Origin of the sequence: Pedobacter aquatilis (genome assembly GCF_032678425.1) — a bacterium.
Taxonomy (GTDB): domain Bacteria; phylum Bacteroidota; class Bacteroidia; order Sphingobacteriales; family Sphingobacteriaceae; genus Pedobacter; species Pedobacter aquatilis_B.
Map to the genome: position 1 here is coordinate 196,472 of NZ_JAVTSG010000001.1, position 14,243 is coordinate 210,714.

Here is a 14,243-nt window from a genome sequence, read left to right on the forward strand (position 1 = left end):
GCGATGCAAAAGTACGTTTTATCGATTAAGGATAAAAGAACAAAGATTTAAGATTAGGTCATATTATAGCCGCTTGCTATTTTGTCGCAAAAAAATATAATTTTGTAGCATGATACAACGAATACAATCTATTTGGCTTTTCTTAGCAGCTCTTACACTTATTTTGATGCTGTTTTTACCGATTACAACAAAAGTTGTTAATGGAGATGAAACTCATATTTTCACAAATGGTCTGCATTATTTTGTAAATGGAAAAACCGGAAAAGTATTAACTGTTGATGTATTCCTACCCTTGATTATTACACATGCAATACTGATAATATTGTGTTTTGTAAACATTTTCAGATTTAAAAACAGAAGTCAGCAGAAAAAAATTGCAATATTTACAATAGTTGCAATTATTGGTTTTGCCTTTTGGTGCAGCATTTATGCAAAAGAAATGCCAGGCGGAATAGAAGGTTCGAAATTTGGAATTGGCGCATATTTACCGGCTGTAGCCATATTATTTGTTGTTTTAGCCATTTTCGGTATTAATAAAGATGAACGATTAATACGCTCTGCTGAAAGGTTGAGATAATTTATGTGGAAGTGGATTAAGAACATATCTTTTTTAATTGCAACCATCACTATTGGTTCTATGTTCTTATTCCCGATTATTAATCAAAAGATTAATGGCATAGAAATCCCTATTTTATATACTTATGGTTATAACGAAACCTGGGATGTAGGTGAATTTATGGCGATCAAGATACGGCCAATTTACACGCTTTTACTCTCGAATATAGCTGCATGCATAATTTCTTTCTTCAATATTTTTAATTACAAAAGAAAAATATTGAAGAAAATTCTTTCAATATTTTCAATTACTGCTATCTGTTTCTTAACTATTCTCTGTATTATTTATGCAGTTCAGCTTCCACAGGAGGTAAAAAAATCCGCAACTTTTGGCGTTGGCGCTTACATGCCTGCTTTGGCAATATTATTTGTGTTTTTAGCCATTTTCGGTATTAACAAAGATGAAAGGTTAATAGGCTCTGCAGAAAGGTTGCGTTAATATTTATTCTGCTTTTGCTCTTTAAACCCGATTGTAACGGAAATACTTTTTGATTAGCACTAACTAAAATGTACTATCATGCTGAGGCACGAAGCATCTGCAACCGATGAAACAGACTCTTCTTACCCTAGCATTACAGCTGAATTTAAAAAGATTGTAGTGTAAAGCGGGGCAGTTTTAACCAATAAATAATCGGTTTTGATTTTCAAATATTTATGAATAATCATAGCTGATGAAGTGAAATTTACTCCACATCCATCTCCCATTAAACACCTTCCCTTTTACCTCATTTCTTTCTTCCTTATTTTCAAATATTTAGCTTAAAAAACTATTTCCTTAACAATCAATAAAATACGGATTATTAACCGTACCTTTGCGGCTCAATTAAAAAATAAAAGACGAATGACAAACCCATTTCAATTATTGGGGATAAGTGATGACGTCGTTAATGCCGTAAAGGACCTTGGATTTGAAAATCCAACGCCTATTCAGGAGCAAAGTATTCCTGTACTGTTAGAAGGCACTAATGATTTTGTTGGTTTGGCCCAAACAGGAACAGGAAAAACAGCCGCATTTGGTTTGCCGCTGTTAGAACTAATCGATTTTAAAGTAACAAAACCGCAGGCATTAATTTTATGCCCAACGCGTGAATTATGTTTACAAATCGCTAACGACCTTAAAAACTTTTCTAAAAACGTTGCTAATGCCCACGTTGTTGCCGTTTACGGTGGCGCGAACATTATGCAACAACTACGCGAAATACGCCAAGGCGTTCAAATCGTAGTGGCCACGCCCGGCCGTATGTTGGATATCATTGGCCGTAAGGCAATTGATTTTTCAAACGTTAAATATGTTGTGCTTGATGAAGCTGACGAGATGTTAAACATGGGTTTCCAGGATGACATCAATGACATTTTATCAACTACTCCTGATGACAAAAAAACCTGGTTATTCTCGGCTACAATGCCTGCAGAAGTTCGCCGTATAGCTAAAAACTATATGGATAACCCTGTAGAATTAACCATGGGCACAAAAAATACAGGTAACGTAAACATCGAACACGAATACTACATTGTTCGTGCCCGTGATAAATATGCTGCCTTAAAACGTATTGTAGATTTTAACCCTGATATTTTCGGTGTTGTTTTCTGTAAAACGAAATTAGATACTCAGGATATTGCTGAGCATTTAATTAAAGATGGTTACAATGCTGATGCTCTACACGGCGATTTATCGCAACAACAACGTGATAAGGTAATGCAACGTTTCCGTGAGCGTAACATGCAATTATTAATTGCTACTGATGTTGCTGCTCGTGGTATTGATGTAAGTGGTGTAACTCACGTAGTTAACTATTCTTTACCTGATGAGATTGAAAGTTATACTCACCGTTCTGGCCGTACTGGTCGTGCGGGTAAAACTGGTATTTCAATCTGTATCATCAACTCTAAAGAGTTAGGTAAAATCCGTCAGTTAGAGCGTATTATTGGTAAACAATTTACTAAAGCTGAATTACCTACCGGATTTGATGTTTGCGAAAAACAACTGTTCTCTTTAGTACATAAAGTACATAACGTAGAGGTTAATGTAGAGCAAATTGACCAATACATTCCTCGTATTATGGATGAATTTAAAGATTTATCGAAAGAGGATGTAATTAAACGTTTTGCTTCATTAGAGTTTAACCGTTTCTTAGATTACTATTCTAAAGCACCTGATTTAAATGCAGCTGTTGGAGATGATCGTGGTGAAAGAGGTGAGCGTGGCGAAAGACGCGGACGTGGTAGCGAAGGCTATACTCGTTTGTTTATCAACTTAGGTTCGGTAGATGAGTTTACTCGTGGGGATATGTTATCTTTCATCTGTAACAATGGTAAAATTGGTGGCAAAAGCGTTGGTAAAATTGATTTAAAAGGTGTTTTCTCTTTCTTTGAGGTTGAAGATGCAGTTGCTGACAAAGTTTTTGAAGGCTTCAAATCAGTTGAATTTAATGGTCGCCAGGTACGCATTGAAAAAAGCGGAGATGGTGGTCGTGAAGGTGGCGAAAGACGCGGTGGCGGAGAAAGACGTAGCGGTGGATTTGGCGGCGAACGTAGAGGCGGGGGTGGTTACCGTGGTGGAAACGGCGGTGGCGACAGAAGAAGTTCTGGCGGTAGCGGTAGACGTGAAGGTGGAAGCCGTGATGGTGGTGGTTTCAGAGATTTCTCTGGCCGTAGCCGTGAGGATAAAGGTGGAAGCGGACGCAGAGAAGGTGGAAACCGTGAAGGTGGCGAACGCAGAAAAAAATGGTAATTCACTAAACCAAATATTTTACAAGCCGTTTCGATTTTATCGAGGCGGCTTTTTTGTTTTATTTAACTGGGGCACAATATTCATCACTGCTGATTTTAATAAACGGATTAGCAATTATTATTTAAAAAATGTAAAATAGTTATTCAACTTTATGAATATCCTTAAATTGCACTACTTTCGCTAATTATGCAGGCAAAATATATTTCCTATCAGGAAACCGGTTCATTTTCGAAATTGGTTTTAGATTATATTAATAACGAAGAACAGCTTAAAGCTTTCTATAGTTATCGCCCTGATATGGAAGGATTGAGCGAAGCCATCAGCAAAAGAAATTTCTTAGGTGATAGAAATACGCTTGTTGAGGTTTTAAAAAACCAATATCAACAGCTTAATCCAAATAAATCTGTTACCAAAAACATCGAGCTTTTAGCTTTAGATAATACTTTTACCGTTACTACAGGCCATCAATTAAATCTTTTTACTGGCCCACTTTATTTCATTTACAAAATTGTAACGGCGATAAACCTTGCTATCGAACTTAAAATTGCCCATCCCGATAAAAACTTTGTTCCGGTGTATTGGATGGCAACTGAAGACCATGATTTTGATGAAATTAACCATGTTAACGTTGATGAGAAAAACATCAGTTGGATACAGAATACTAATGGCGCAACTGGAAGGTTAAGCACTAAAACAGTAGCCGCCGCAGTAACTGCATATAAAGGTTACCTAGGAATTTCAAAAAATGGCAAACACATTGCCAAGTTAGTTGAAAAAGCATATTTAGAACATGATAATTTAGCTGATGCGACAAGATATTTGGTTAATAATTTATTCGAAAAATACGGTTTAGTAATTGTTAATGCTGATGATAAGCAACTTAAAACCTTATTTAAATCGGTTATATTAGCAGATATTACCGAACAAAACAGCGCTAAAAACATCGACAATAGTTCAACAAACTTAGAAGAACTAGGTTATAAAACACAGGTTAATGGTCGCGATATAAATTTCTTTTATCTGAAAGATGATTTACGTGAACGTCTGATTTTTGAAAATGGCAAATATGTAGTTAATCATACAGAAATCAGTTTTACTGAGAATGAATTAAAAACTGAAATTGCCTCAAATCCCGAAAGATTTAGCCCAAATGTTGTAATGCGCCCAATGTATCAGGAAGTAATTTTGCCAAACATCGCCTATATTGGTGGTGGTGCAGAAGTTGCCTATTGGATGCAACTAAAAGCAAATTTCGATTATTACAAAGTAGATTTCCCTGTGCTATTGCTTCGTAATTCGGCTTTGTTAATTGATGAACGTAGTGCGAAGAACTTGTATAGTTTAGGCTTTTCTTTAGAAGACATCTTTTTACCTGTCGAGGAATTGAAAAATCTTTGGGTGAGAAAAAATTCTACTGCCCAACTGCTTTTAGCTGATGAAACCAGGGCAATTAATAGCATTTTCGACCAGATTAAACTGAATGCCTACAAAATTGATAAAACGCTTTCAGTTTCTACAGATACAGCCAAACAAAAAACCAATCATTTGCTGGCAAATCTTGAAAAAAAGCTATTCAGAGCTGAAAAAAGGAAACATGAAACGGCTTTAATACAAATAGAGAACGTTAAAAAAAGACTTTTCCCTAATGGAACCATGCAAGAAAGAATAATGAATATTGCGCCAATGTATGTAAATTATGGCGAAGATTTTCTTTCATCCTGTATTGAAAACTTCGAACCATTGGGTGGAGATTTTACTTTGCTTTTGCCTTAATCGAATCGTCATTGCGAGGCACGAAGCAATCTAATTAGAAAAGATTGCTTCGTACCTCGCAATGACGAAAAATTTACTAAAAATGAACTTCATTACCTTTACCGAAAATAAACTAAGAACCTTTACCTATAACGTTTTCAAAAAAATGGGTTGTTCTGATGAGCATGCTGAGCTTGCAACTGATGTTTTAATCCGTTCTGATTTACGCGGCATAGATTCACACGGTGTGGCTCGTTTAAGTGGATATGTTCGTCTTTGGGAGAAGAATAGAATAAACGCAACACCAGATATTAAAATTGTACACGAAACACCAACGACGGCAACTATAGATGGCGATGCTGGTTTAGGCTTAGTGGTTGCGCCTTTCGCTATGAAAGTTGCCATTGAAAAAGCTGAAAAATACGGTAGTGGATGGGTTTCGGTTAAAAATTCAAATCATTTTGGCATTGCAGGTTACCATGCTTTAATGGCGGTAGAAAATGATATGATTGGCATCAGCATGACGAATGCAAGTCCGCTGGTTGCGCCAACTTATGCCAATGAAAGATTGCTTGGCACAAACCCTATGTGTTATGCATTTCCGGCAGGAAAATACCCACCAGTAATTGTAGATATGGCAACTGCAGCAGCCGCAAACGGAAAATTAGAAATTGCGCAAAGGGCAAATAAGAATATTCCCGATGGCTGGGTTCAAGATAAAGATGGTGTAAATTCAAATAATCCAAACGAATTAAAAAGTGGTGGTTCTTTACTACCATTGGGAAGCGATAAAGACCATGGCAGTCATAAAGGTTACGGTCTGAGTGCCACTGTAGATATTTTATCAGCTGTGCTCTCAGGTGCTAATTATGGCCCTTGGGTGCCACCATTTGTGGCTTTCTTAGAGCCATCAGCAAATCCTGTTGGAGAAGGTTTAGGACATTTTTTAGGCGCCATGCGTGTAGATGGTTTTCGTCCGGCGGATGAATTTAAAAGTCATTTGGATAATTGGATTGAGCGTTTTAAAAGTGCCAAAACGGTGGATGAATCCAAAAAAGTTATTATTCCTGGCGAACCTGAACATGAATTTGAGCAGGAAAGAAAAATCAGCGGTATTCCGCTGATTGATGTTGTAGTTAATGACTTAAATGAACTTGCTGCAAAATTAGAGATTGAAGCGCTGAGTAATTAATCAGCCGCTTCAAATTCAAATGCTAAAGCCGCATCATTTTTAAGATTTGCAGGCAACTTTAAAGCAATTTTTCCATTTATATTTTTCCAGCTTATTTTTTGCCCTGTCGATAATAATTTAATTGAGCTTCCTTTCTTTGGCGAATTACCTTCCCAACTAATCACCGAAGGCTTTTCATTATTCGATAGGCAGTAAATTGCATATATCTGGTTTCCATCTTTACTTTGGGTAAACCAGGTTTTACCGCTATTATAATTCTTAGTGATTCGAGTATTGTAAATTGCCTTGCCATTTACGGAAGTCCATTTGCCAATTTCATTTAATTGAATTGTTACGTCTGTTGGCAAGGTGCCGTCTGGTTTAGGGCCGATACCTAAAAGTAAACTTCCACCTTTAGCAACAATTTCTACAAGCTTATGTACAACTTCTGCCGCTGGCTTATATTTATCGTTTGGCACAAATCCCCAAGCCCCTCCTAAAGTCATGCAACTTTCCCAAGGATAATCTAATTGTTTTTCTGGGATTCTTTGTTCTGGTGTTTGATAATTTTCATATGGACCGTGAACAGTTCTATCAACCATTAATAAACCTGGTTGCGCTTTTCTGGCCATCGTTGCAATTTTAGGCATATCAATATCCTGGCTCCATTTCGGAATATTTGCTCCCCAGGAAAGTACCTCTTCATTTACGGTTTCAAGCGGACGAACCCATCCGCCATCTAGCCATAAAATATCTACACTGCCATAATTATTCATTAACTCACTAATCTGGTTGTAGGTGAAATCCTTGAATTTATTCCAACGCCACGGGTATTTCCTGATGTCGTAATTGTTGTTTCTATCTGCCGTTGCATATTTTTGCCACCAATAATACTGCGAATGCCAATCAGGTTTTGAAAAGTAAGCACCAATCATAAAACCTTCCTTTCTAAAAGCATCAAAAACATATTTGGCAACATCGGCCTTTGGATTATTTGCAAATGGACCTTTAGCTATACTAAAATCACTTTCTTTTGTATCAAACATAGCAAACCCATCATGATGTTTGGTGGTAAATACAAGGTATTTCATGCCTGCATTTTTGCCTGCCGTAGCCCATTGCTCAGGATTAAATTTTGTAGGATTAAATTGTTTACTAAAATCCCAGTACCATTTTTTGTAATCTTCGTAGGCAATTGTGGTATCTCTTTCTATCCAATCTTCAGAACAGATGGTCCAAGATTCGATTATACCGGGAATTGCATAAAGCCCCCAATGTACAATCATACCGAACTTTTTATCTTGCCAGTTCTCTAACTTCTGTTTTACTAGCTCATCTTTAGGCCATTCGTAATGCGTTGACTGTGGCATAATATCGTTTTGTTGCGAATACGATAAAATAGAGTAGAATAGCAGAATAAATAAAAAGGAAAGTTTCTTCATACCTAAAAAATAAAAAAAGGGCAGGAAAATTCCTGCCCTGATAAAATAACTAAATTATTAATTAATATCCCAAAATATTTTGATGGTTAAATTTTCACTTTGGGAGCATTTCAAAATTTTATCAATCGCTACTTATGGCTTCTTAGCCCACCATAGTGGCGTTAATACCGCATCAGCGCCACCCAATGCCGTTACCGCTTGGGCATAGCCTTTACTGTTCGTATTTGGTAAACTTGATGGATATCTTAATCGCTGAGGGAAGAAATTCACACTACTTGTCATAAAACTTGAAGTATTTAAAGCTGGCAAATTTGGTAAATTATTTTCGATAGCCGGGTTTTCAAAGAATGGCAAACCTAAACGTCTCTGGTCGCTCCATGCTTCTAGTGGTAACCACGGCATTTGCGCAATATACTTTTGTGTAATAATTTTGGTCAATTGATCATTTTTAACAGTGCCACTTTTATACAAATCATTTTTAGGATAAACAATATTTGCTGTTCCAGCAACATTTGTATAACCATCAACATAGTTCATAGTGTAACTTGCGGCTGGTTCTGTAACGTGTGTCCAACTCACAGATGTTCCGGTTCTGCTAAATGATGTAGAAGTTAAGTATGCTGCTGCATGCGCAGATACACCCCAATAATCAAAACTAGCTTTAACACCTGCTTCATAAGCAGCCTGGCCACCCATTGGAACAGTCCATCCTCTAACTGATGCTTCTGCAAGTAAGAAATAAGTTTCCCAAGATGCAAACCAGATGCGTTGAGAAGCGCTTGCCCTAAACTGGTTACTTAATCTTGGCGTTGTACCTTCGTAACCCAACAATTGATTTTGTGAACCTTTAGTCCCCCAATCACCCGTAACTCCTGTATTCCAAGTATTTTTTGCTTCGATAGTTTTAACAACGGCTCCAGTTCCATCCAATAAATTACGCTGTGTATTTTTTGCGTCGCTAGTCCATGAAGGATAAGAGTTAAAATTTGGATTAGTAAAATCGCCAGGAACGATAAAAGTTTTATAAGCACGGGGATCGATAACATTTGGCAGACCATCTAACCAATATCCTGTTGATGGATCATTAGTTCTACTGGTAAATTGATTACTATATCTTACCCCGATATAATTTGCTGGCTTTATTGCACTCGCAAACGAAGCATCTAACTGATTTTGAGATTGGATTCCGCCTAAACCTATATATATGTTATTTAGAGTTGTTGATAAAAATTGAGCATTCCACTCTCTACTCATCACACCAGTTAAAGCATCCCATCCACCTTTTTCAGCTACTTTAAACATTTGATCGGCTGTAGTGATATATTTTGCACCAGTAGCAGCATCTTCAAATTCAGTTTTGGCTTTAGCAGCGTCAACTTCTGATAAACGCATTGCCAACCTCATCCTCAATGAATTAGCATATCTTTTCCATTTATCATAATTATAGCCATAAGCTGGGTCTAGGTTAGCTAAATTGCCCGGGTTAACAACTGTTTCATCTATTTTTGAAACAGCATCCTTTAATTCTGCCAAGCAGTAATAGTAAACAGATTTCACATCGGCAAATTCAGGGTTTGTACCGTTAAAAGCATTAATTGGAACTGGCCCGAAATTATCAGACATTTCACTAACCAGATATGCTCTCCATATGCGCCCAATTTGTACTAAATTTCTAGTATAAACCTTAATGTTGTTGTCTGCAATTTGTTTTTCACCTATTTGTATACCAGTATTGGCTGAGTTTAACCAATCTGCAACTTGATTATAATAAGCAATCGTCCATCCATCATTGTACGTTCCAGATGATAAACCACCGTTTCTGTGCTGATGAGCTGCTGTTTTCCAATATAATATAAATGAGCGCTCTGCTACATCAGGGTTCATTTGCGCTTGTATGATTGAATTATTTAGAAAATATTCTACCTGAACCTGATCTGCAGTTGCTGCAGTAGGACTAACATTAACATCATCAAATTTCTTGCATGATGAGACTGCAATTGCAGCCGCGATTAGCAAAGTTGAATTTTTGAATATATTTTTCATTTGATTATTTTTTATCGATTAGAAACCTAGAGATAAGTTAAAGAAGTAAGATCTTGTTGTTGGAGGACTACTGTTCTCAAAGCCTACGGCATTTGAACCGGTAGCAAAAACAGACTCAGGGTCAATACCATTCATGTGGCTCTTAATCATCCATGCATTATTTACAGATACACCAATTTTTGCTCTTTGAATAGGTGTTTTAGAAAGAAACTTTACTGGCAAATCGTAACTTAAATTTACGGTTCTTAATCTAATATTACTGGCATCGTATAAGTTTGCTTCGGTAATACCAATATTTCCATTTGCGGCTACAGCTTGCCAATATAATTGTGGGGATATACCCTTTGTATTTTTTTCATAGGCATTAGTTGCAGGATTTAAATAAACACCATCAGCCACTATATTTGCACGCTCTCCGTTAACCACTGTTACTGCAGCTGTACCATTAGCCTGCATTAGCGCATTTGAAGCGGAGAAAATCTGACCACCAAAACGAGCATCTACCTGAAATGATAAACTTAAGCTCTTATATGCAAATGTGTTCGTAATTCCTAGTAAACCTGTTGCGCCTTGGTTGCCTAATTTAACTGGATTAGAATCTTTTAATGGAATGCCATTAGCATCAACAATGATTTGACCATTGAAAGGACTTGAAGGATTGTTCACCCTTTGATAGCGGCTACCATAAATTTCGCCATAACGTTCTCCGGTTACTGCACGAACGCTTACATCATCATAACCACCTAAATTATATTGTGTAATGCTGTTATAAATATCTTCAACAGTATTAATGTTTCTAGAATAGTTTACACTTAAATTCCAGTTGAATTTGTTAGGATTATTTAAAATTCTTGCATCAGCTGTAATCTCAAAGCCTTGATTCTGCAAATCTCCGGCATTAATTTTCATTGAATTATACCCGCTTAAAGGATCTAATGGCAGGTTAATTAATTGGTTTGTTGCATTCGATTTATAATAAGTAACATCTAAACCGAAACGGCTTTTGAAAAAGCGTATCTCTGTACCTAATTCGAATGATTTTATAAACTCATTTCTAACATCAGGATTATATAATACCCCGTTTTTACCAGCAGTTGTATTTCCATTCGGATCTTTACCCAAAGTATAAGTATTAAATAATTGATACGGCTCCATATCATTACCTACTTCGGCATACGAACCTCTTAACTTTGCATAACTTAACCAACTTGGTAATGTACTTCCGTTTTTTGTGATCATATCTGTAATCACATAAGACAAACTTACAGAAGGATAGAAAAATGAACGATTTTCTTTACTCAAAGTTGAGGTCCAATCATTTCTAAAAGTTGCATCTAAAAATAGATAATCGTCATAACTTAATTGAGCAGAACCAAAAACAGAGTTGATTCTCTTTTTACTAAATCCTTGATCAACAACTGCAGCACTCATTCCATTATTTAATGAAAAGAAATCCGGCACATTCAATTCTCCTACACCACCCGATAGCGAAGAAAAATCTCTTGCCATCAAGTTTGTACCAAGCATAGCAGCTCCACCAAACTTACCAAACAAGTTGTCTTTTCTTGCGTTTAACATCGCACTGTAATTGGTTTCTTTAAAGTTTTGTTTTCCTGTACCATAGCTACCATTTGTTGGGGCCGGACTTCCAGAAAATGTTTTATTTTCTGTAGTTACACTGTACATGTCTGCACCAGCTCTAACTTCTGCATTTAACCAATCCGTAAAATTATATTTAATTGCTCCATTCAAAATATACCTGTCGCGAACGTCATTATTTGTGTTGTACATATTGTTCCAGTATGGATTTCTTTGATTACCACCACCATACCATAACATTTTACGGTATTGATCTGTAGCTGCTGAAAACTGGGTAACATCTAGTGAGCGGGGAAGATTGTAAATGGTCCAGAATGTATTTTCTCCCCTTGTTCCAGAAACAGGTCTGTTTACTGCATCAGAATTACTGTATTGAATTTTCGTATCAACCATCCATCTGTCATCTTTACCAAATTTTGTATTGGCCTTTGCCATTAAATTTGTTCTAGTTAATTTAACACCAGGAATCATACTTTTATCATCCATCCTGTTAAAAGAAGTATAGACAGATGTATTTTTATATTGCTGTTGGAAAGCAACGCTATTGTTAAGTGAAACGCCCGTTCTGAAGAAGTTATCAATATTATCATAGGCAGTTAATGGAACTTGTCTTCCATCCCAGTTTTTAACAGTTTGTCCGCCAATTTTAGGACCCCAGCTTAAATTTGAACGCTCATCGTAAATTCCATTAAGACCCTGTCCAAAATCATTTTGCATATCAGGATTCATGAAAATGTTTTCAATCCCAGTTGTAGAATTAACTGAAATACCTAAACCTTTTTGCGTACGTCCGGATTTTGTATTGATTAAAATTACACCATTACCGGCTCTAGAACCATAAAGCGCTGCTGCCGCACCACCTTTCAAAACCGAAATCGATTCAATGTCTTGAGCGTTAATATCCGAAATACCATTACCCATATCTAATGATGGATTCCAGAAGTCGTTGTTATTTGCACCTGTAAAATTTTCTACTGGCACACCATCAACAACTAAAAGCGGCTGATTATTTCCTGTTAATGAGTTATAACCACGTAAAACAATTTTAGATGAGCCCCCTGGACCATTACTTGAGCGGGTTACTTGTAAACCGGCAACCTTTCCAGTTAAAGCATTAGCCAGATTTGGCTCTCTAGCCTCAACCAAAGTTTCGCCTTTTACTTCCTGAACTGCATATCCTAATGATTTGCGCTCACGTTTGATGCCTAACGCTGTAACCACAACTTCATTAAGATCGTTATTTGCTGCAGTTAAGCTTACAGAGATATTATTTGATGAACTAACAGCCACTTCTTTTGATGTATAGCCTAAATAGCTAAAAACTAAAGTGTTTCCAACATTTGCCGAAATTGAAAACTTTCCGTTATTATCCGTTTGAGTAGCTTTAGTTGTGCCCTTAACGGTAACACTAACGCCTGGTATAGGTTCGGAACCATCGAGTACCGTACCTGTAATCGTTTTTTGTGCAAAGGCTACAGTTGTCAAAAGCGTTAACAACAACGCACTTAAGCACTTTAAGTACATTTTTTTCATGATTTGTTTAGTTTAAGTTAATTTGTTGAATTAGGTTTTAAGGATTTTTTGTTTGTGTTTTTACCATACAGTATTAATTATATTAATCAATTAGTGAATTTTCTATTATTAAACTAGCCGCAGCGAAAAGCCCGGCTTCATCCGTTAAGGTTGATAATTTTATTGTGGTTTGCTCGGAAATTCGGGGGATACAAAACTCATTTATGGCTTGTTGCACCGATGGCAATAACATTTTACCAGCTTTAGCGCCCCTACCACTCAATACAATACATTCTGGATTTAAAATATGTATAAGTGTGGCCAAGCCTTTGCCTAACTGAAAACCCGCTTTAGACAGAATAGAAATCGCGAGTGGGTCTTGAGCATTTACAGCATCCAAAAAATGTTCTCGAGGATGTTTGCTTTTATCTTTAAAGAGCTCGCTCATACTGGATACAATTCCCTCAGCAAGCAATTTTTCAGCCTTTTCTGCCATCACCAATAATGAAGTATCAACTTCCAAACATCCTCTTTTGCCACAAGAGCATAAATTGTTACTATCTGATAATGGAATATGACTAAATTCACCGGCATAACCGGTACTTCCTCTATATAGTTGACCATTTAAAATCATACCAAGTCCGGTTCCCCAACCAACATTGATAACCATCACATTTTTTAAACCAATCGCTTCACCAAAGTTTAGTTCAGCTAAGGCAATTAAGCTGGAATCGTTATCAATTTGAACCGGAAGTTTTATTTTTTTACTGATGTAATCTCGAAGTGTAGAATTACCTTTTACGGGTAAATAAGAACGGTTAACGCCCAATTCCGCATTTACGAAACCCGGCATACCAATACCCACGCCTAAAATATCTGTTTTACTGATGCCAGAATCCTCAATACTTTGACTTATAAAATCAATAATCAGATTAACATCAGCACTGTCATCAGACATTTCAAATTCCAGATATTTTGTAGGTATTATCGTTTTTCTTGATAAATCATAAATTGCCAATCTGGTAATCAACTGATCCATGGCAACTGCAACAATAAATTTTTTATTATCTGGGTTTAGTAAATAAATCGAGGCTCTTCTACCCCCTGTTGATGGAGCCAAACCTTGCTCCGTTATGAAACCCTCGCCAATCAGATTATTTACCACAGAAGTTACCAATGGCAAGCTTTTCTTAGTAAGCTTACTCAAATCGGTTAGTGATAATGCATTTTTATAATAAAGATACTTGATGATATCGGCCCGCAAGCGCTGATTCTTCTCAATTATAATCGACATTTTTTATTTGGTTTAAAACAAACTTAATAAAAAAAATCAAAACATAGCTAAACTTATTAATTTTTTTATTAAGTATTTTTTCAA

The 14,243-nt window shown here is 36.5% G+C and carries 9 protein-coding genes; 5 read left to right on the plus strand and 4 right to left on the minus strand.

Annotated elements, in window-relative coordinates; translation table 11 throughout:
* Nucleotides 1-109 precede the first annotated feature (109 nt).
* From R2Q16_RS00775 to R2Q16_RS00795, 5 genes are all read left to right on the plus strand, one after another.
* Nucleotides 110-577 (plus strand): DUF4293 domain-containing protein, encoded by a 468-nt coding sequence (locus R2Q16_RS00775; RefSeq protein WP_316734561.1) that lies wholly within the window; start codon nucleotides 110-112, stop codon nucleotides 575-577.
* 3 nt (nucleotides 578-580) lie between these two features.
* Nucleotides 581-1,054, plus strand: coding sequence for a DUF4293 family protein (locus tag R2Q16_RS00780; protein ID WP_316734562.1), 474 nt, complete (start codon nucleotides 581-583; stop codon nucleotides 1,052-1,054).
* A gap of 402 nt (nucleotides 1,055-1,456) precedes the next feature.
* A complete protein-coding gene (locus R2Q16_RS00785; RefSeq protein ID WP_316734563.1) occupies nucleotides 1,457-3,346 on the plus strand; it encodes a DEAD/DEAH box helicase in 1,890 nt (629 codons plus the stop codon).
* A 186-nt stretch (nucleotides 3,347-3,532) separates the two neighbouring features.
* The gene (gene bshC / locus R2Q16_RS00790; protein ID WP_316734565.1) at nucleotides 3,533-5,119 is read left to right on the plus strand and encodes a bacillithiol biosynthesis cysteine-adding enzyme BshC; all 1,587 of its coding nucleotides are present in this window, start codon (nucleotides 3,533-3,535) and stop codon (nucleotides 5,117-5,119) included.
* Between the two features lie 82 nt (nucleotides 5,120-5,201).
* Nucleotides 5,202-6,290 carry an Ldh family oxidoreductase gene (locus R2Q16_RS00795; RefSeq protein ID WP_316734566.1) on the plus strand — a complete coding sequence of 363 codons (1,089 nt, stop codon included), beginning with the start codon at nucleotides 5,202-5,204 and terminating at the stop codon, nucleotides 6,288-6,290.
* Here R2Q16_RS00795 and R2Q16_RS00800 read toward each other — a convergent pair.
* The 4 genes from R2Q16_RS00800 to R2Q16_RS00815 form a co-directional block, all read right to left on the minus strand.
* Nucleotides 6,287-7,711: an alpha-L-fucosidase gene (locus R2Q16_RS00800; protein ID WP_316734567.1), complete on the minus strand. Its 1,425-nt coding sequence runs from the start codon at nucleotides 7,709-7,711 to the stop codon at nucleotides 6,287-6,289. The genes R2Q16_RS00795 and R2Q16_RS00800 overlap by 4 nt on opposite strands.
* A 132-nt stretch (nucleotides 7,712-7,843) precedes the next feature.
* Entirely contained in the window at nucleotides 7,844-9,754 is a 1,911-nt protein-coding gene (locus tag R2Q16_RS00805; protein WP_316734568.1) for a SusD/RagB family nutrient-binding outer membrane lipoprotein, read from the minus strand.
* A gap of 18 nt (nucleotides 9,755-9,772) precedes the next feature.
* The gene (locus tag R2Q16_RS00810; protein ID WP_316734570.1) at nucleotides 9,773-12,886 is read right to left on the minus strand and encodes a SusC/RagA family TonB-linked outer membrane protein; all 3,114 of its coding nucleotides are present in this window, start codon (nucleotides 12,884-12,886) and stop codon (nucleotides 9,773-9,775) included.
* 82 nt (nucleotides 12,887-12,968) lie between these two features.
* A complete protein-coding gene (locus tag R2Q16_RS00815; protein ID WP_316734572.1) occupies nucleotides 12,969-14,159 on the minus strand; it encodes an ROK family protein in 1,191 nt (396 codons plus the stop codon).
* Between the last annotated feature and the right edge of the window lie 84 nt (nucleotides 14,160-14,243).

What these genes read in the sequence shown, in the direction of transcription:
- R2Q16_RS00775 (WP_316734561.1), top strand. Translation starts at nt 110, where the DNA reads ATGATACAACGAATACAATCTATTTGGCTTTTCTTAGCAGCTCTTACA.
- R2Q16_RS00780 (WP_316734562.1), top strand. Translation starts at nt 581, where the DNA reads ATGTGGAAGTGGATTAAGAACATATCTTTTTTAATTGCAACCATCACT.
- R2Q16_RS00785 (WP_316734563.1), top strand. Translation starts at nt 1,457, where the DNA reads ATGACAAACCCATTTCAATTATTGGGGATAAGTGATGACGTCGTTAAT.
- bshC (WP_316734565.1), top strand. Translation starts at nt 3,533, where the DNA reads ATGCAGGCAAAATATATTTCCTATCAGGAAACCGGTTCATTTTCGAAA.
- R2Q16_RS00795 (WP_316734566.1), top strand. Translation starts at nt 5,202, where the DNA reads ATGAACTTCATTACCTTTACCGAAAATAAACTAAGAACCTTTACCTAT.
- R2Q16_RS00800 (WP_316734567.1), bottom strand. Translation starts at nt 7,711, where the DNA reads ATGAAGAAACTTTCCTTTTTATTTATTCTGCTATTCTACTCTATTTTA.
- R2Q16_RS00805 (WP_316734568.1), bottom strand. Translation starts at nt 9,754, where the DNA reads ATGAAAAATATATTCAAAAATTCAACTTTGCTAATCGCGGCTGCAATT.
- R2Q16_RS00810 (WP_316734570.1), bottom strand. Translation starts at nt 12,886, where the DNA reads ATGAAAAAAATGTACTTAAAGTGCTTAAGTGCGTTGTTGTTAACGCTT.
- R2Q16_RS00815 (WP_316734572.1), bottom strand. Translation starts at nt 14,159, where the DNA reads ATGTCGATTATAATTGAGAAGAATCAGCGCTTGCGGGCCGATATCATC.